At 63.0% G+C, this 19,132-nt stretch carries 12 protein-coding genes; 6 read left to right on the forward strand and 6 right to left on the reverse strand.

Features of this window, described 5'->3' with window-relative positions; genetic code table 11:
* Together H6B51_RS12210 and H6B51_RS12215 are read left to right on the forward strand one after the other, a co-directional pair.
* The coding region (locus H6B51_RS12210; protein WP_204883957.1) for a PepSY domain-containing protein at window positions 1-495 on the forward strand (495 nt) is incomplete at its 5' end.
* Window positions 496-525: 30 nt separating this feature from the next.
* Window positions 526-1,593, forward strand: a complete 1,068-nt coding sequence (locus tag H6B51_RS12215) for a PepSY domain-containing protein (protein WP_204883958.1) — start codon at window positions 526-528, stop codon at window positions 1,591-1,593.
* A 248-nt stretch (window positions 1,594-1,841) separates the two neighbouring features.
* Here H6B51_RS12215 and H6B51_RS12220 read toward each other — a convergent pair whose 3' ends face one another.
* Window positions 1,842-3,164: a S1C family serine protease gene (locus H6B51_RS12220; RefSeq protein WP_204883959.1), complete on the reverse strand. Its 1,323-nt coding sequence runs from the start codon at window positions 3,162-3,164 to the stop codon at window positions 1,842-1,844.
* Between the two features lie 164 nt (window positions 3,165-3,328).
* Window positions 3,329-4,198: a DegV family protein gene (locus H6B51_RS12225; protein ID WP_204883960.1), complete on the reverse strand. Its 870-nt coding sequence runs from the start codon at window positions 4,196-4,198 to the stop codon at window positions 3,329-3,331.
* A gap of 184 nt (window positions 4,199-4,382) precedes the next feature.
* Between H6B51_RS12225 and spoIIP the strand changes: the two genes are divergently transcribed.
* A complete protein-coding gene (spoIIP, locus tag H6B51_RS12230) occupies window positions 4,383-5,555 on the forward strand; it encodes a stage II sporulation protein P (protein ID WP_204883961.1) in 1,173 nt (390 codons plus the stop codon).
* A 254-nt stretch (window positions 5,556-5,809) separates the two neighbouring features.
* Here spoIIP and ftsH read toward each other — a convergent pair whose 3' ends face one another.
* Window positions 5,810-7,909 carry an ATP-dependent zinc metalloprotease FtsH gene (gene ftsH / locus H6B51_RS12235; protein ID WP_204883962.1) on the reverse strand — a complete coding sequence of 700 codons (2,100 nt, stop codon included), beginning with the start codon at window positions 7,907-7,909 and terminating at the stop codon, window positions 5,810-5,812.
* 201 nt (window positions 7,910-8,110) lie between these two features.
* Between ftsH and rlmB the strand changes: the two genes are divergently transcribed.
* The 3 genes from rlmB (at window position 8,111) to ppdK (ending at window position 14,214) form a co-directional block, all read left to right on the forward strand.
* On the forward strand, window positions 8,111-8,878 hold the full coding sequence (rlmB, locus tag H6B51_RS12240) for a 23S rRNA (guanosine(2251)-2'-O)-methyltransferase RlmB (protein WP_204883963.1): 768 nt from the start codon (window positions 8,111-8,113) through the stop codon (window positions 8,876-8,878).
* Window positions 8,879-9,037: 159 nt separating this feature from the next.
* The gene (locus H6B51_RS12245; RefSeq protein ID WP_204883964.1) at window positions 9,038-11,326 is read left to right on the forward strand and encodes a hypothetical protein; all 2,289 of its coding nucleotides are present in this window, start codon (window positions 9,038-9,040) and stop codon (window positions 11,324-11,326) included.
* A 251-nt stretch (window positions 11,327-11,577) separates the two neighbouring features.
* Window positions 11,578-14,214 carry a pyruvate, phosphate dikinase gene (ppdK, locus tag H6B51_RS12250; RefSeq protein WP_204883965.1) on the forward strand — a complete coding sequence of 879 codons (2,637 nt, stop codon included), beginning with the start codon at window positions 11,578-11,580 and terminating at the stop codon, window positions 14,212-14,214.
* Between the two features lie 169 nt (window positions 14,215-14,383).
* Here ppdK and H6B51_RS12255 read toward each other — a convergent pair whose 3' ends face one another.
* Genes H6B51_RS12255 through H6B51_RS12265 form a run of 3 tightly spaced genes read right to left on the reverse strand, consistent with a single transcriptional unit; the run spans window position 14,384 to window position 18,730 of the window.
* On the reverse strand, window positions 14,384-15,517 hold the full coding sequence (locus tag H6B51_RS12255) for a type III PLP-dependent enzyme domain-containing protein (protein ID WP_204883966.1): 1,134 nt from the start codon (window positions 15,515-15,517) through the stop codon (window positions 14,384-14,386).
* A gap of 24 nt (window positions 15,518-15,541) precedes the next feature.
* A complete protein-coding gene (locus tag H6B51_RS12260) occupies window positions 15,542-17,824 on the reverse strand; it encodes a radical SAM protein (RefSeq protein WP_204883967.1) in 2,283 nt (760 codons plus the stop codon).
* 18 nt (window positions 17,825-17,842) lie between these two features.
* A complete protein-coding gene (locus H6B51_RS12265; protein ID WP_204883968.1) occupies window positions 17,843-18,730 on the reverse strand; it encodes a hypothetical protein in 888 nt (295 codons plus the stop codon).
* Window positions 18,731-19,132: the final 402 nt, after the last annotated feature.

Below are 19,132 nucleotides of genomic sequence, written 5' to 3' on the forward strand. Positions count from 1 at the left end.
GCCTCCCCGGCGGCCAGCCCCGCCACCACCAGCGGGCAGTCTGGCGGACAGATCACCGCCGACCAGGCCAAGGCCGCGGCCCTGGCCCACGCGGGCCTGACCAGCGGCCAGGTGACGGTGGTCAAGTGCAAGCTGGACTGGGAGAACGGCCGGCAGGTGTACGAGGTGGAGTTCTATGACAGCAGCTACACCGAGTATGACTATGAGATCGACGCCTCCACCGGCAGCGTGCTGAAGTACGACTACGACGCAGAGTATATCGCCCCCAACAGCTCGGGCAGCCAGAGTATCACCGCCGACCAGGCCAAGGCCCTGGCCCTGGCCCAGGTGCCCGGCGCCACCACCGCCAACATCTACGAGTTTGAGGTGGACTACGACGACGGCCGGGTGGAGTACGAGGGAGAGATCCTCTACAACGGTATGAAGTATGAGTTCCAGATCGACGGCCATTCCGGCTCCATCCGGGAGTGGGAGGCCGAGCCCGCGGGCCATTAAGCCACAAAATACGGAAAGGAAGTGTCTGAGATGACCAACCGCAAAAAGCTGACCTGCCGCCTGGGGGCCCTGGCCCTCACCGCCGCCCTGCTCACCGGAGTGTTTACCCTGGGGGCCGGGGCCGCCGGAGCCACCAATATCACCGCTCAGCTCTCCCCCCAGCTGAACATCGTGGTGGACGGAGTGAGCCGGGACTTTTACACCGTCAACGGAGACGAGGCCCACCCCATTGTCTACAACGGCACCACCTATCTGCCCCTCCGGGCCATCGGGGAGCTGATGGGCAAGAATGTAAACTGGGACCAGAGTTCTCTCACCGTCACCATCGGCGGCACCCGTACCACCGCCGCTACGGCAGGCACCCCCGACACCGGCGCCGTCACCCAGGAGATCGCCGCCCAGCTGCGGCCTGACTTTACCATTGTGGTGGACGGCGTGGAGGCTACCTTCCGGGACGTGAACGGCACTGTGGTCTATCCCCTGCTGTACAACGGCTCCAATTATCTGCCCATCCGGGCTATTGGAGAGCTGATGGGCAAGACCGTCAGCTGGGACGGTGCCACCGCCACCGTCACCCTGGCCTCCGACAGCCTGGTCACGGACGCCGACACCTTTGAGCCCTCCACCGGTGGGACCACCGGCACGGTGACCGGTTCTCTCACCGCCGAACAGGCGGAAGCAGCCGCTCTGGCTCACGCCGGATTGACCGCCGGCCAGGTCACCGCTCTGTGGAGCAAGACCGACCGGGATGACGGCCGGGTGGTGTATGAGGTGGAGTTCTACACCGCCGGGGCGGAGTACGACTATGAGATCGACGCCGCCACCGGGAAGGTGATCAGCTTTGACCACGAGGTGCGGGGCTGGACAGCCCAGGATACCTCCGGCGGCCTTATCGGTCTGGAAAAGGCCAAGACCATCGCCCTGGCCCAGGTGCCTGGCGCCGCCGCGGCCAACATCCGCAAGGCCCACCAGGACCGGGACGACGGCCAGGTGGTCTACGAGGTGGAGCTGGTGTACGATGGTATGGAGCACGACTTTGAGATCGACGGCTACTCCGGCCAGATCCGCTCCTGGGATGGGGAGCTGCTTGGGTACTAAATAGAGTGTTGAAAGGAAACGGGGGCCTGCCGCTGAACGCGGCAGGCCCCCGTTTTGTAGGGAGGCGTCGGGCCGGAGGCGGTTTGTATGCTGCCGGGGCGGATTGCTTCCCGCTAGGCGGCTGATAGCCGCCCCTACAGACACAACGGAGGGCAGATGGGCCGTTGGTTTCTTCCGGACAAAAAAGGGACGGCGCGCCGATGAGGCGCGCCGCAAATGGGAAAGAAGGAAGAAGGGATATGATCTCATTACCAGCCAAAGGGGAAGTTGTAGTAATTGTTGTATCCGTTGCTCTGTTGATTCTGGGCCTGCTGGTTCTGGTAGTCGGTCTGGAGCTGCTCCATGGCCGCCTGCCGCTCCTGGTTATCCTCATCCAGGGTGAGGGTGACGGTGGTGGTCTCCCCGTCCCGGTAGACGGTGAAGGTGACCTGATCCCCTGCCTTATAGTTCTGGATCGCGGCTTTGAGGGCGTCCCTGTCGGACACGGTGGTGTCCCCCACGGCGGTGATGATGTCGCCCACCTGGAGGCCGCCGGTCTGGGCGCAGGAGCCCTCCAGGATGGCCATGATCTCGGCCCCGGCGGGGACGCCGTACCGCTGGGCGGCCTCGTCCACGTTGTCCATCAGGATGCCCACGTTGGGCTTGCCGGTGACATAGCCGTTCTCAATGATGGAGGTGACCATATCCTTCACGTCGTTGATGGGAATGGCAAAGCCCAGGCCCTCCACCGAGGCCTCCGAGCCGGAGCTGGAGGACAGCTTGGCGGAGACGATGCCCACCACCTGGCCGTACTTGTCAAAGAGGGGGCCGCCGGAGTTGCCCTCATTGATGGCGGTATCGGTCTGGATCATGTTCATGACGGTGCCGTCGCTCATGGTGACGGAGCGATCCTTGGCGGAGACGTAGCCACCGGTAAAGGTAAAGGTCAGCTCGCCCAGGGGGTTGCCGATGGCGTACACCGGCTCGCCCACGTTGATGGCGGAGGAGTCTCCCAGCACCACGGTCTGGAGGTTCCCCTGGTCGATCTTCAGCACGGCGATGTCATTTTCCTCCTCGCCTCCCACCAGGGTGGCGTCATAGCTGGTGCCGTCGGAGAAAAACACCTTGATATCGCTCACCCCGTCGATGACGTGGTAGTTGGTGAGGATGTAGCTGGTGGTGTCATTGGAGCTGATAACGAAGCCGGAGCCGGACACGGCGTTTTTCACCGTCTGGCCCCACACGTTGGTGGTCACGTTGCCGTTGACGCCCACCACAGCCCCCAGGTTGGAGGCGTACACCTCTTCGCCGGAGAGGACGGTCTTGCCGTCCACGTTGGCCAGGGATACCACCGTGGGTCGGGTGCCCTCGTAGACGGTGGTGGAGTTGCTGCCCAGGTGGGTGGCCGCCCATACGCCGCCGCCGCCCACCGCACCGCCAATGACGGCGCAGCACAGGCCCACCGCCAGGAACCTGGCCCAGCCCTTCTTTTTCTTCTTGGGAGGCTGGGGAGCCTCCTCCACCTGGAACTGATCGGTCTCTATGATGGGCTCCCGGTCCTCCGGGGGACGATTATAATCACTGTAATACATAAGGCTCTCTCCTTTTGCAATCGATCTTGGGATCTCCTTGGAACAGTTCATAGCATAACCGGCAATTATGGCGGAAGTGTGAAGAATATGTGCAAAGTTTTTGAATTGTGCAAAAAACGGGACGCAAACGCGTCCCGTTTCAGGTTGGTTTCAAGTAGGGGTGCTCACATAGGGGTGGCCTTGGTGACAGCCACCGCCTGGGCGCCGGGACCGATGTGGCAGGCCACCGACAGGGACAGGGGATCCATGTGGATGGTATAGCCGGGGAAGGCCTCCTCCAGCTCGGCCAGCCAGGGCTCCGCCTCCGCCCGGTCGCCGGTGTAGGCGGCGGCGATGTGGAGCTGGCCGGGGCCCAGACCGGGGAAATCGGTGTCCATGGTGTGGCGGATGGCGTCGATCATGGTCTTTTTGGCCACCTTCCACCCTCTGGCCTTGGCAAAGGAGTCCAGCTTGCCACCCTTGATGCGGAGCACCGGCTTGATGCCCAGCACCGCACCGATGGCGGCGGCGGCGGGGGTGCAGCGGCCCCCCTTCTTTAAGTATTTCAGGGTGTCCACGGTGATGTAGATGTCGGAGTCCAGCTTGGTATCCACCAGGATCTGACAGATTTCCTGGGCGGACTTGCCCGCCTTTGCCAGCTCCATGGCGTCCAGTACCGCCTGGCGCTGGGTGATGGAGATGCGCTGGTTGTCCACCACGAACACCTTGCCCTCGTAGTCCTCCTGGGCCAGCATGGCGGCGGTCTCGCAGGAGCTGCTCAGGCTGCTGGACATGGGGATGTATACGATCTGGTCATACTCCTCCAGCAGGCTGTCCCACAGGTCGGTGACGTCGCCGGGAGAGGGCTGGGTGGTCTTTACGTCGGCCCCCTCCGCCAGCCGCTGGTAGAAGTGGGCCTGATCCAGGGAGATATCCTCCAAATAGGGCTGTTCATCAATGTAAAAGGGCATAGGCAGCACGCGGATCCCCAGCTCCTTGGCCTGGGCCTGGGTAATGCCGCTGTTGCTGTCGGTAGCGATGGCGATCTTACTCATACAGAACCTCATTTCCCCCAAATTTCTTTGGTGATTGTTGTTACGTGCATTATATCGCCCTCTGTGGAACCGTGTCAAGGTGCCGGAGGAATTTGGCGGCGGAGGGGACAGGGCATACCTGTCCGCCCCGGCGCATAGGCTGTAGGGACGGGCGCGGCCCAGTACAGATGAGGATGGTGGAAGTATGAACAAAAGACCGATCCAATGGAAGCGGCTGCTGCGGCGGAGCGGAGCCCTGTTTCTGGCCACTCTGGCGGCCTGGCTGCTGCTGGGCTGGGGCGGGGCGGCGGGGGCCCTGCGGAGCCTGGGAGAGAGCCAGAGCTTTGTGTGGGCCGCCCTGTCCGCTGAGCTGGGCCAGACCGCCGGGGGGACCTCTCCACTGGCAGGGCTGGACGGGTGGGACAGGCTGGCGGTGGGCCAGTCCCTGCTCCTCACCGGCAGCCAGGAGGCGGTGGCGGGCTTTCTCAATCAGGATCATGAGGAGGAGCTTCAGCTCCCCGCCGGGCAGCCAGCCCAGGACCACGACGATATGACAGAGGACAGCCAGATCACCGCCGCCCCCACTGACGTGGTGGCCCGTACCCTGCTGCCCACCAGCACCCAGGGGTATGACGTGGCGGGAGGACTCTACCTGTACAACCGCACCGGGGAGAGTGTGGACCTGGCGGCGGCGGCCGCGGCGGCGGTGCCCATCGCCCTGGAAGCGGAAGGTCCCCAGATCTTGATCGTCCATACCCACGCTACGGAAGCCTATACCCAGGACGGCGCCGATGTGTATACCCCCAGTGACCCCTCCCGCACCCTGGAGGAGGAATATAATATGGTGCGGGTGGGGGATGAGATGGAGCGGGTGTTTACCGAGATGGGGCTGAACGTGCTCCATGACCGCACCCTCCACGACTACCCCCAGTACAACGAGGCCTACACCCGCTCCGCCGCCACGGTGGCCAACTACCTGGCACAGTATCCCTCCATCAAGATCGTGCTGGATATCCACCGGGACGCGCTGGTGGGAGAGGACGGCACGGTGTACAAGGCGGTGACCCGCATCGACGGGGTGGATACCGCTCAGGTGATGGTGGTGGTGGGCCGGGGCCAGAACGGCAGCAATCCCCACTGGATGGAAAACCTGACCCTGGCCTGTAAGCTCCAGCAGGGGATGAACACCCTCTACCCCACCCTGGCCCGGCCCATGACCCTCCGGGCCTCCAGCTATAACCAGGAGCTGGCCTCCGGATCGCTGCTGGTGGAGGTAGGCACCCACGGCAACACCCTCCAGGAGGCCCTGGCCGCCGCCCGGCTTTTTGCCCGGGCCGCCGGACAGGTGCTGCTGGGCCTGGTGGAGAGTGGAGAGTAAAGATAGGAGATATTATCCTGTAGGGGCGGGGCTCTGTCCCCGCCCGGTCCCACCTTCCCCCCACAGGGGGGAAGGTGGCTGGCCGCAGGCCAGACGGATGAGGGGGCGTTTCGTGGAAGGGATCGTTCCGCCGGGCCGTCGGGGACGCCGGCCCCTACGGAGGTGGATACCGGCGGGCGGCCCCGCCGTTCCCTTTCCCTTCCCCCACACAAAAACGCCGGTCCGGAGGAATTTTCTCCGGGCCGGCGTCCTTTTTATTCTGTTTTGGGCGGCTCCTCAGGGGGCCGGGGAGTCTCCCCGGTCTGTCCCTCCCCCAGGGGGATGGGCTCCCTGGAGGCATCCCGCAGGGGCTCGGGCTTCTTTTCCTCCGGGTCGGCGTACTGGTCGGCCAGGGCAGGGTCTCTCCCCTCCAGGATGGCCACCATCTCGGCGCCGGTGATGGTCTCCTTCTCCAGCAGGTAGCCTACCACCTTGTCCATGTCCTCCCGGTTGTCCCGGATGACCTGGACGGCCTGGTCGTAGCACTGGGTGAGCAGCTCCTTCACGGCGGCGTCCACGCTGGCGGCGGTGTCGTCGGCGCAGTCCATGCCGTAGCCTCCGTCCAGATACTGGTTGCGGCGGGAGGCCAGGGCCATCATGCCAAACTGCTCGCTCATGCCGTAGAGCACCACCATGCTGCGGGCCACACTGGTGGCGTCCTGGATGTCCTGGGCAGCGCCGTTGGTCATGGTGTCCAGCACCACCTCCTCGGCGGCCCGGCCTCCCATGGACACCATGATCTTGGCCAGCAGCTCGTCCTTGGTGCGCAGGTCGGTCTTGTCCTCCTCGGGCATCAGCAGGGTGTAGCCCAGGGAGCCCTGGGTGTGGGGCACGATGGTGATTTTCTGCACCGGCTCGGTGTTCTTCTGCTTGTAGGCCACCATGGCGTGGCCCACCTCGTGGTAGGCCACCAGCTTTTTCTCAAACTCGGTGAGGACGCTGCCCTTTTTCTCCGAGCCGGCGATGACCAGTTCAAAGGAGACCAGCAGGTCCTCCTGGTTCACCGCCTTGCGGCCCAGGCGGACCGCCCGAAGGGCGGCCTCGTTGACCAGGTTGGCCAGGTCGGCGCCCACGGTGCCGGCGGTGGCGATGGCGATCTTCTTCAGGTCCACGTCCTCCGCCAGACGGATGTTCCGGGTGTGGACCTGGAGCGTGGCAAGACGGCCGGCCAGGTTGGGCCGGTCCACGATAATCCGGCGGTCAAAGCGGCCGGGCCGCAGCAGGGCCTGGTCCAGCACCTCGGGCCGGTTGGTGGCGGCCAGCAGGATGACCCCCTTGGTGGGGTCGAAGCCGTCCATCTCGGCCAGCAGCTGGTTCAGGGTCTGCTCCCGCTCGTCGTTGCCTCCCATGCGGTTGTCGCGGGACTTACCGATGGTATCGATCTCGTCAATGAATACGATACAGGGGGCCATTTTGTTGGCCTCCTTAAACAGGTCGCGGACCCGGGCGGCGCCCATGCCCACAAACATCTCCACAAAGTCAGAGCCCGAGATAGAGAAGAAGGGCACGTTGGCCTCGCCGGCCACGGCCTTGGCCAGCAGGGTCTTGCCGGTGCCCGGCGGTCCCACCAGCAGGGCGCCCTTGGGCAGCTTGGCGCCGATCTCGGTGTACTTCTGGGGGTTGTGGAGGAAGTCGATGATCTCCACCAGGGACTCCTTGGCCTCGTCCTGACCGGCCACGTCCCGGAAGGTGACCCCCGTCTTTTTCTCCACGTATACCTTGGCGTTGGACTTGCCCAGGTTGCCGATGCCGCCGCCCATTTTGCCGGCCATGCCCCGGAAGAGGAAGGAGAACAGGCCCACCATGATGAGCACGGGCAGCACATAGGAGATGAGCAGGGTGATGATGGGAGAGAGCTGCTCCACGTATTCGGGGCCGTAGTCGGTGACCCCGTGCTCCTCCAGCAGCTGGATCAGCTCCGGGATGTCCGAGGTGAGGGGGGCGCAGAAGTAGGTGGTCTCCTTTTGGTTCCATCTCTCTGGAGGCGGAACGCCGGACTCGTCCTCATCGGTGAGGCCGGCGGCGGTGGCGGTCTTGGTGATGTTGCCGTCGGCGTCCACCGACACCCCGTCCTTCAGATAAATGGTGTACTTGTCGCTGGCCATGACCACGCCTTCCACGCAGTCCTCCATCACCAGCTGGCGGAACACGCCGTAGCTGAGCTCGATGGAGTTGGCCTGACGGAACATGGAGGTGGCGTAATTCACCAGCAGGGTGAGCACCAGGGCCCACAGCACGATGGACACGATGGCGGTGATATTGCGCCGGTTGTTGCCCCCTCCCTTTCCGCGGTTGTTGTTATGATCGGAATTCAAGTAAACGCCTCCTTGGCAGTTGCTTCGCTCTGGAAAGTCACTATTAGTTATAGCACAGCCCCCCCGAAAAGACAAGAAATACAGGGGGAGAAACCTGTAAACTTTCTATGAAAGGCCGGCGGGTATTGTCACGAATTTTTTCTTTTTCTGCGGCGGGTCTTGTGGTATACTGAATGAGAATATGACGAAAGGCGTGAGAGCATGAAGGAGCGCAGACCGGCCCCCCAGGCCGAGGCCGACGGCATCATCGAGGGGCGCAATGCCGTCACCGAGGCCCTGCGGGCGGGAACGCCCATCGATAAGATCTTCCTGGCCCGGGGGGAGACCGACTCCGCCCTGGGACATATCGCCGCCGCCGCCCGGGACAAGGGTGTGGTGGTGGTGGAGGTGGACCGGAAAAAGCTGGACTTTATGAGCCGCACCCACTCCCATCAGGGCGTCATCGCCCAGGCGGCGGTGCGGGAGTACGCCAGTGTGGACGATATTCTGAACGCCGCCCGGGAAAAGGGGGAGCCGCCGCTGATCGTGGTGTGCGACGAGCTCTCCGATCCCCACAACCTGGGGGCGGTGATCCGCACTGCCGAGTGCGCCGGGGCTCACGGGGTCATCATCCCCAAACGCCGCTCTGCCGGGCTGACGGCGGTGGTGGCCAAGACCTCCGCCGGCGCGGTGAGCCACGTACCGGTGGCCCGGGTGCCCAACCTGCCCGCTCTGCTCAAGGAGCTGAAGGACGAGGGCGTATGGATCTTCGGTACCGCCGCCGACGGGGACCGGCTGCTCTACGACGCCGATCTGAAGGGCCCCGCCGCTATCGTCATCGGCAGCGAGGGAGAGGGCATGGGCCGCCTGGTCCGGGAGACCTGCGACTTTTTGGTGCGCATCCCCATGAAGGGCAAGCTCAACTCCCTCAACGCCTCCGCCGCCGCTGCCATTTTGCTGTATGAGGCGGTGCGGCAGAGGCTCGGTTGAGGGTGAACTGTGGAGAGCTCCCCTGTGGAGCCTGTCGGCCACTGCTCTAAACCCTGACAAATTGTAATTTGGAACAGAGAAAATAACCCGCTGTATTTAAAACGGCGGCCGCAGGCCGCCGCTGCCCCACCACGCCGGAGAAAAAAGGAGCTCATTTCCATGTCAAAAGACTGGGACGACCAACTGAATAACGGCATGTCCGGCGGGGATGAATTTTCCCTGGAGTCTATTTTGGCCGAGTTTGGCGGGAAAAAGGCCAAGAAAAAGGTGGAGGACGACACGATCCCCTTCCCCATCATTCCCCAGAAGAAACGCTCCTCCGGCGGGACAGGCAAGCCTGGCCGGGTGCTCACCTTTCCGGAAGGGGGCGATGGAGCCCGCCGTCCGGCGGCCCAGCCTGCCCGGCAGGAGACAGCCCCCCAAAGGCAGGAGCCTGCCCGGCGAGATGGGACTCAGTCGGGGGAGACCGCCGCGCCCAAGGAGAAGCCTGCCGCCAGACGGCAGGAGGCCCCCGCCAGAAAGGAACAGCCGCCCAAAAAGCAGGCCTCCAAAAAGGAAGCCGCCCGTCCCGCCCAACCGGAGGAGAAGGTGGTGGACTTCCCCGAGGAGGAGAACCCTCTGGCCCAGGGGATCAGCCGCCTGCTGCAAAAGGCGGACAAATACGCCGAGCATATGTTTGAAGAGGAGGACGTGGAGAACGATCAGGAGGTGCGCCGGGCGGAGGAGCTGATCCCGGGCACCGACGAGGAGGAGGACGACGAGGAGGAATTCCGTCCCTTCCGCCGCCGGGAGCGCAAGCCCCGAAAGGAGCCCCCGCCCGCTCCCGACATCCCTCCCGCCGATCTGGCCCGCCGGTACAGCAAGGGGCTGAAGGGCCTGCGGGCCAGGGCTGTTCTGGTGTTTTTGCTCTTCCTCCCCTCAGTATATCTGACGGTGGATCTCTTCCCCTACCCCGATGTCCTCACCCCCCAACTGCGGGTGCTGGCCTTGGCGGGTGTGCAGGTGCTGGCCATGCTGCTGGGGCTGGACGTGCTCTTTCGGGGACTCTTCCGGCTGTTCCGGCTGGATCTGGGTATGGATACCCTGCTGGTGTTTGCCTCGGCCGCCGTGCTGGCCGACGCTTTGACCTTGTATCAGCTGGACCCCAGAGAGGGACAGATGCCCTATTGCGCCGCCATTGTGCTGGGCATCGCCCTGCTGCTCCGGGGCACCAACCGGAAGCGACGGGGGATGCGCCTGGCCTGTAAGACGGCGGCCTCCGCCGCCCACCCTTATCTGGTGACCCTGGACGACGCCAAGTGGAACGGCTGGGGGACCTACACCAAGTGGCTGGGGGAGCCGGTGGGCTTTGGCCGCCAGATCCAGGCCAGCGACGGGGCCGAGCGGATCTTCAAACGGGTCTGCCCCCTGCTGCTCATCGGCAGCGTAGTCCTCAGCCTGGTGGCCTCTGTGGGTCAGGGGGCGCCGGAGCGGCTGCTGTGGTGTTTTGCCGCCACCCTCACCGCCGCCACCTCCCTGTCCGGGGCCCTGTGCTTCAGCGGAGCCTGGCTGTCTCTCTGCCGCAGGCTGAGCAAGTCGGGGGCGGCCATTGCCGGCTGGGACGGTGTCACCGCCACCGGCGGCAGCGGTATTTTGCTTACCGACGCCGATCTCTTCCCGCCGGGCAGCGTGGCCCTCAACGGCATCAAGATCTTTGGGGATTTTCCGGCGGAAAAGGTAGTGGCCTGCACCGCCACCCTGATCCGGGAGTCGGGCTGCGGCCTGGACAAGCTGTTCCACGACCTGCTCCGGGCACAGGGGGCCACCTATCGCCGGGTGTCCAGCTTTTACGCCTATGAGGGCGGCCTGTCCGGCGTCATCCGCAACGAGCAGATTTTGGTGGGCTCCACTGATTTTATGCGCCTGATGGATGTGGCCCTTCCTCCCGGACTGCGGGTGAAGAACGCGGTGTTCTGCGCCATCGACCGGGAGCTGGCGGGGATCTTTGCCCTGAATTACTCCCTTCACGGCACCCTGGACCCCTCTCTCAACAGCCTGATTCGCAACAAGGTCACCCCGGTGATGGTGACCCGGGACTTCAACCTGACCCCCGCCATGCTCCACCAGCGGTTCAAGCTGCCGGTGGACCGGATGGAGTACCCCGGGGTGGAGCGGCGGATGGAGCTGTCCGACCAGGATCAGCCCCACAGCGACATCCTCACCGCCGTCCTCTGCCGGGAGGGCATCGGGCCCTACTCCGAGGCGGTGGTGGGGGCCGCCCGGCTCCGCCGGGCCGTCCGGGCCTCTGCCGTGCTGGCCAGCCTGGGCTCTTTGGTGGGTTTGCTGCTGGCCTTCTACCTCACCTACATGGGGGCCTACGCCTCCCTGTCCGCTGCCAACCTGCTGGTGTTCCTTATTATGTGGCTGGTGCCTACCCCCCTTATTTCGGGAATGGTGAATAAATATTGAGTTTGGCCTCAAAAATGTAAGCGATTTAGGAAGCGTATCCGGCTTTCCCCAACAGTCTGAGCGCCCCGCCAAGCGGCGGGGCGCTTTTTATGGCTCTTGGTTTGCATGATAGGGGAATGGAGAAGCAAGAGGGTTTGGTGAAAAAGGTGTAAAATCCTGCGGTCTCTCTTGAAATTGTTTGTGAGAATGGTATAATAGGCCCAAGTGAACCCAGTAATTGGGGTAGCGGAACATACTAGGAGGAATGTAAAATGGGCAGTTACAAGTATGTATACTTGTTCTCCGAAGGCAACGGCTCCATGCGCGAGCTGCTGGGCGGTAAGGGTGCCAACCTGGCTGAGATGACCAGCCTGGGTATGCCCGTGCCCCAGGGCTTTACCATCACCACCGAAGCCTGCACCCAGTACTATGAGGACGGCGAGAAGATCAACGACGAGATCCAGGCTCAGATCATGGAGTATATCGCCAAGATGGAGGAGATCACCGGCAAGAAGTTCGGTGATATGGAGAACCCCCTGCTGGTCTCCGTCCGCTCCGGCGCCCGTGCTTCCATGCCCGGCATGATGGACACCATCCTCAACCTGGGCCTCAACGAGCAGGTGGTCGAGGTCATCGCCAAGAAGTCCGGCAACCCCCGCTGGGCCTATGACTGCTATCGCCGGTTCATCCAGATGTACTCCGACGTGGTCATGGAAGTGGGCAAGAAGTACTTTGAGGAGCTCATTGATAAGATGAAGGAGTCCCGCGGTGTGACCCAGGACGTGGAGCTCACCGCCGACGACCTGAAGGAGCTGGCCGAGCAGTTCAAGGCTGAGTACAAGGAGAAGGTGGGCGCCGACTTCCCCGCCGACCCCAAGGAGCAGCTGATGGGCGCCGTCAAGGCCGTGTTCCGTTCCTGGAACAACCCCCGCGCCATCGTGTACCGCCGCATGAACGACATCCCCGGTTCCTGGGGCACCGCCGTCAACGTGCAGTCCATGGCCTTTGGTAACATGGGCGACGACTGCGGCACCGGCGTGGCTTTCACCCGTAACCCCGCCACCGGCGAGAAGAAGCTGATGGGCGAGTTCCTGACCAACGCCCAGGGCGAGGACGTGGTGGCCGGCGTGCGCACCCCCATGCCCATCAGCCAGATGGAGGAGAAGTTCCCCGAGGCTTACAAGCAGTTTGTGGAGGTTTGCCAGACTCTGGAGAACCACTATCACGACATGCAGGACATGGAGTTCACCGTTGAGAACGGCAAGCTCTACATGCTCCAGACCCGTAACGGCAAGCGTACCGCTGCCGCCGCTCTGAAGATTGCCTGCGACCTGGTGGACGAGGGCATGATCACTGAGAAGCAGGCCGTGGCCATGATCGACCCCCGCAACCTGGACACCCTGCTCCATCCCCAGTTCGACCCCGAGGCCCTGAAGAAGGCTACCCCCGTGGCCTCCGCCCTGCCCGCCTCCCCCGGCGCCGCCTGCGGCAAGATCGTCTTCTCCGCTGACGACGCCAAGGAGTGGGCTGCCCGGGGTGAGAAGGTCGTCCTGGTTCGTCTGGAGACCAGCCCCGAGGATATCGAGGGTATGGTGGCCTCCCAGGGCATCCTGACCGTCCGTGGCGGCATGACCTCTCACGCCGCCGTTGTGGCTCGCGGCATGGGCACCTGCTGTGTCTCCGGCTGCGGCGCCATCAAGATGGACGAGGCCAACAAGAAGTTCGAGCTGGCCGGCCGCACCTATGTTGAGGGTGACTGGCTGAGCCTGGACGGCTCCACCGGCAACATCTATGGCGAGGCCATTCCCACTGTGGACGCCTCCATCGCCGGCGAGTTCGGCCGCATCATGTCCTGGGCCGACGAGTTCCGCGATCTGAAGGTGCGCACCAACGCTGATAACCCCCGCGATACCGCTCAGGCCGTGAAGTTCGGCGCTCAGGGCATCGGCCTGTGCCGTACCGAGCACATGTTCTTCGAGGGCGACCGTATCCCCGCCATCCGTGAGATGATCTGCTCCGACACCGTGGAGCAGCGGGAGAAGGCTCTGGCCAAGCTGGAGCCCATGCAGCAGGGCGACTTTGAGGCCATGTACGAGGCTCTGGAGGGCCGTCCCATGACCGTCCGCTTCCTGGATCCCCCGCTGCACGAGTTCGTGCCCACTGAGGAGGCCGATATCGAGCTTATGGCCAAGGATATGGGCAAGACCGTGGATGATATCAAGGCCGTTATCACCTCCCTCCATGAGGTGAACCCCATGATGGGTCACCGCGGCTGCCGCCTGGCTGTCACCTATCCTGAGATCGCCGCCATGCAGACCCGGGCCGTCATCAAGGCCGCCCTCAACGTCAACGCCAAGCACCCCGACTGGAAGATCGTGCCTGAGATCATGATCCCCCTGGTGGGCGAGGTCAAGGAGCTGGCCTTCGTGAAGAAGACCGTGGTGGAGACCGCCGACGCCATCATTAAGGCTGCCGGCAGCGACATGACCTACATGGTTGGCACCATGATCGAGATCCCCCGGGCCGCCCTCACCGCCGACGAGATCGCCAAGGAGGCTCAGTTCTTCTCCTTTGGCACCAACGACCTGACCCAGATGACCTTCGGCTTCTCCCGCGACGACGCCGGCAAGTTCCTGGACGCCTACTACACCAACAAGATCTATGAGAGCGATCCCTTCGCCCGTCTGGACCAGAAGGGCGTGGGCAAGCTGGTGAAGATGGCCGCCGAGCTGGGCCGCTCCACCCGCCCCGACCTGAAGCTGGGTATCTGCGGCGAGCACGGCGGCGATCCCTCCTCCGTGGAGTTCTGCCACAACGTGGGTCTGGACTACGTGTCCTGCTCCCCCTTCCGTGTGCCCATCGCCCGTCTGGCCGCCGCTCAGGCTGCCATCAAGAATCCGAGAAAATAAGCCCTTTCCCGGAATATAACAGCAAAAGCCGTTGCCCCGGCTTGTGATGAGCCGGGGCAACACAGACAGCAAGAAAAGGTACGGAGAACCTCCAACGCGGCGGTTCTCCGTACCTTTTCATATTCGTATTTTTTCTTGGCCCTATCAAACGCGTTTTGCGGCGGTGGCTCTATGACTGACCTGCCATCATCTGATAGTAGGTGCGGTAATCATAGTGCTGCCGCAGTTCAAGGGCGCCACCATGGCGGTAGGCGTACAAAGACGGCAGGGGGACGCCGTTGAACAGATTGGACTTCACCATGGAATAGGTGGCGGTATCCCGAAAATACAGCACATCGCCCACCTGCAATGGGGCGGAGAAGGTATATTTGCCAAACAGATCCCCGCTGTAGCAGGTGGGGCCGGCCAGCATATATTCATAGGGACAGTCCGGTCCATCGGCGCCCACGATTTCCCGCTCCCATCCCCGGTAGGGCGCGTCGGGGAAATGACAGACGGCGGAGGAATCCAAAATCGCCGTTGGCATGCCGTTGTCCACAAGGTCCACCACGGTTGTGGCAAAATATCCGGCGTCTACAAAAATACCCTCACAGGGCTCCAGATACAGCTCCAGGTCATACCGGCGGTGGAGCTTGTTCAGGCACGCGATGGCCCGCTTGAGGTCATAGCCGTCGTGACACAGCAGCTGGCCGCCGCCCAGATTCAGCCATTGGCAGCGCCGGAGGATGGGGTCCCAGTGGGCAATGAGATGATCCACCGTCTGCTCCAGCATATCGGCCTGCTGCTCACACATGGTGTGCAGATGAAGCCCGCTTACCAGCGAAAGGTCGGCGTGCTCCAGCTGCTCCAGGGGAACGCCCAGCCGGGAGTTGGGGGCGCATGGGTCTATCGCCGCCGGCAGGCCCCTGGAGCATTGGGGGTTGATCCGCAGGGCGCAGGGCTTGCTGTGCCGGGCGGCCAAGGGCCCGAAGGTGTGCATTTGGGCCAGGGAATTCCACACAAGCCGGTCGCTGTACCGCAAAATGTCCCCTATATTCTGATGTGTAAACGCCGGCGAAAAGGTTTGGACCATTTTACCGAACTGCTCCCGTCCCAGCCGGGCCTCGTAAAGGCCGCTGGCCGCCACACCGTCCAAAGTCCGGCGCAGCTCCGGGAAAAATGCCGCCGCCGAAAAACCCTTGATGGCCAGCAGCACATTGCAGTCGGCAGCCTGCTTCAACCGTTCGATAGACGCCAGGTTGCGCTCCAGCCGATCCAGATCCAGGATATGGCATGGTGTCTGCATCTGCCCCCTAAACTCCATTATATTCCCACCTGTCCATCAGAATTATGACATGGTCAGACATACCGTGTTGTTCTGGCAAGCCGGGCATAACGGGCCCGGCGCAATGTCATAAGTGCCGCAAATAGCCTCTGCCCGCCGGTACAGTGCCCAAACCAGCTGCTCATCCGGCGGCATATAGGACTCCAGAGGGGTGCCTGTGGCCGGCCGGAATACTGACAGCATGGGTGCCACGCCCAGCCGGCACAGCATCTCGATGCCGGATGCAAAGCTCTCCTCTCCTTCAAAGCCCAGCAGAACCGCGCTGCGGACGCACCCTGTCCTGCCCCAGAGCTCCACGGCGGATTCCCATGCCCGCCGGTAGGTCTCCATGGGGATGGCCCCCTTGGCGGGCATCAGCTTCAGGGCGATCTGCCGGTCAAAGACCTCCACGTTGAACGCCACCTCGGTGATCCCCGCCTGCCGCAGTTCCCGCAGTACGGACTGCTGAGGAATGGGCAGCCCCATGTAATAAATGTCCTGGGGCCGTATCCCCTGGATGTGTCTGGCCATCCGTATCACAGCCTCCACATCCTCCGCCGGCAGATGGGAGCCGCCTCCGATCAGGATATGGCGGAACTGTCCGTCAGCCAGATAGGCGTCCAGCACCTCATAGATCTCTGCGTCGGAAAAGGGCTGCTCCGGGCCGTACAGATCGCAGAACCGGCAGCCCTTTCCCTGGCTGCGCATGGCGCAGCCGCTATAGGCGAACATACGCAGCCGGTCGGGGTTGAGATAGGCGATCTCGCCATAGCGGTGGCCGCCGCCGGTGAGGGCGCTGGCCCGGGGGTCCTCCTTTTGCAGGACCACGGGCAACAGAGGGCAGCCAAACAGGGTCAGCAGACAGGGGCCGTCCTCCTGCCATCGCAAGGACAGGGGGCTGAGCTCATCCCAAAAGTTTCCGCAGGGGGCGGTGATCCACACCTGATCCCGCAGCAGCATGGTGATGGCCTCGAATTCCTCCCAATCGGCCCCGCCTTCACTGGCGATCCGCTGCCACACCTGAGGAGAAACCGCAAGCCCCCGGCACAGCAGCAGCAGCTTCAGCCGCAGCATCCCGTCATAGGTTTCCACGTCGCCGGGAGGTTCAGGGAGGGTCACATTGGGGTGGAGCCGCACCGTATTTTGGAGGGTAACACAGCTGAGGGCCCGGTCAAACACCAGCTTGAACAGATAGGCGTGTTGGTCCAGGGCGCTGTCCCAGCAAAGTCCGTCGTCCCATACCTCCACCTCCCGGGAGGGCGCTTCCTCTGTCCAGCGATGGTGGTACCACCGTAGATGCTCCGCTCGGTCCGGGCTGTATTCGTAAATGTAAAAGCTGCCCTCCGCCGTTTCCGGCCCGTTCCGGACAGGACGCCGGGCGGTAAAGGCCTCCAGATGGTATTGGTGTACGCTGGGGAAGCCCTGGCGCTGCAAGCTGCGGTTGAGCAGTACGGTGGAGGCCTGGAACCGGGGATTGACCTCCATAAAGTAGCATTGGTCCTGGGTCAGCAGCAAATCGATGCCGCAGACGCCGCGATATCCCAGCTTCCGCAGCTGCCGCCCCACCGACATGGCCACCTTTTGTGCCAATGCCTGCTGATGGGGCTTGAGCTGAGCGTACACGGAAAAATCCGCACCCTGGTAGTGCATGGTGCCGTTCTGATGGTTTATGATCTGTACCGACGGCGGCAGCAGCAGCACCTCGTCCTGGTAGATGACCGCGTGAAAATTCACCGGTACGCTTTGCTCCTGGTAGACCGACACGCAGTAGGGCTCCTCCGGCTGCAGGCTGGCCCTGGTACCGGACTCATCCAGGTACACGGTATTGGCTCCGCCACAGGATTCCATCCCCTGGGCCACCCAGGCTTTGGAGCCGGGAAATTGTTCGGCCAGAACCGCCGGGGTACATTGCCTGCCGGGCAGGAGGACCCAGGGCAGCATGGGCGCCTTGCCCCGGAGCCAGCGTTTGACGGAGAGCTTTTCCTCCAGCAGCAGCGTGATCCCGTGGGCGTTGCAGGCAAAGCCGGATTCTTGCAGCTCCATGGGCAGCTCCAGAAAATCCAGGGAGGCATAATGGATAAAGCGCGCCTCCGGGTCCCGGGCCAGGAAAGCCTCCATAGAGCGCCGTACAAAGTCAGTATAGGCCGGAATGTCCCGGTTGTGATCCTCCCGCCGGCCGCATTCCCGTTCCCACGCCAGATTGTTGCCGGTGCCTGAGCCAAACATGGTGATGGAACCCCAAAACAGGTTCCCGGTATAGAGGATATCCGTTTCCCGGACACCCACCCAAACATAGTGATTCTTCACTGATTTCCTCACTTCCGTTTAGAGGATAGACAGTTCCGCCAGAGCCGTCAAAACCTGTGTCTGTCGTTCAGCCGTCCTTCTTCGGCTTGGCGGGGACATGGAGCATAGCCCGGCCAGCAGCCGTTCCCAGCACCCGCAGCGGGGCGCCTGGCGTGCCACAAACTCTGTCAAAAGGCGCCGGCGGTCTGTCTGGCCGGCGGCATATCGCTCCAGCAGCCGCTGCAACGGCTGGCGGCACACGCCGCACTCCAGCGGCCCGTCTTGGGGCCATTCGTCTGTATCATATTGGGCCAGATCCACCGCTTGCAGTTCTTCCGCGGAAAACCGCAGCAGCAGCCACACCAGAGCCCAGCGGGGCGGTGGCAGATACAGACCCTGCCTGTACAGCAGCTGCAATACCGTGTGGGGGCGGATCTGTACCGGAAAGACCGCGGCCATACAGCCCCGGGCCAGGCACCAGCGGATGGTCTCTTCCGCGTCCCATAGCTGTTCCGCCAGGGAGAGAAAGGGAGTCCCCACCAGCACGTTGCATTGTACTGCCATGGCGTGCCGCCTGGCCAGGCCCAGACAGTGCTCCACCGTCTGGTCAGACAGGGGCTTGAGCAGACACTGGGTCCTCACCCATTCCCGGGCGGACTCCAGGCCGATCTCCAAAATGACCTGTTTCCCGGCCAGACAGGATTCCACCAACGCCAGCTTTTCTTCCCGCAGGGTCTCCGGGTGGGTCTCCAGGATCACGGTGCGGGCCGGGGACGCCGCCGCCTCCGCCAGCAGCAATTCCTGGGCCGCGGGGGGCAGGCAGGCGTCATCCAAAACGCTGCCGTTGGTGGACAGCAGCAGGGTTTCGGGGCGATGCCGGTGGAGCAGCTCCCCCACCTGAGTGGAAAAGGCGTGTAGATCTGTCACCCTTTCGCCTGTGCCGTAATTACACATCAGGCAGTGGCCCGCCCTGTCGTGGGGACACCGCTCTGTAGGTACAGAGAGCTCCAGGAGCCGGCCGTGGGACTTGGCCTGACATTGCCGGCAATCCTGTGAGGGCCCCCGGCCCTGGCGGCATTGCCTGGAAAGGGCCTCCATTTGCCTGATCCAATCCATATGCGTCATGTGTGATCTCTATCTCTCCGTCTTACAGGGGGATTTGGCGGGTAAACAGGCAAATAGACAGCCCATAAAATCCCCATTATAAAAGTATCATTTAATTAATGTCTACTGAATAACAGAAAAAGCCTTATATATCAAGCTATAGAAGGCGTTTTATGGTATAATAGGTGCAAGGAAAAGAGGGAAAATGCGCAAAAAACCTTGCAC

Source organism: Pseudoflavonifractor phocaeensis, from assembly GCF_016901955.1.
GTDB classification, from domain to species: domain Bacteria; phylum Bacillota; class Clostridia; order Oscillospirales; family Oscillospiraceae; genus Flavonifractor; species Flavonifractor phocaeensis_A.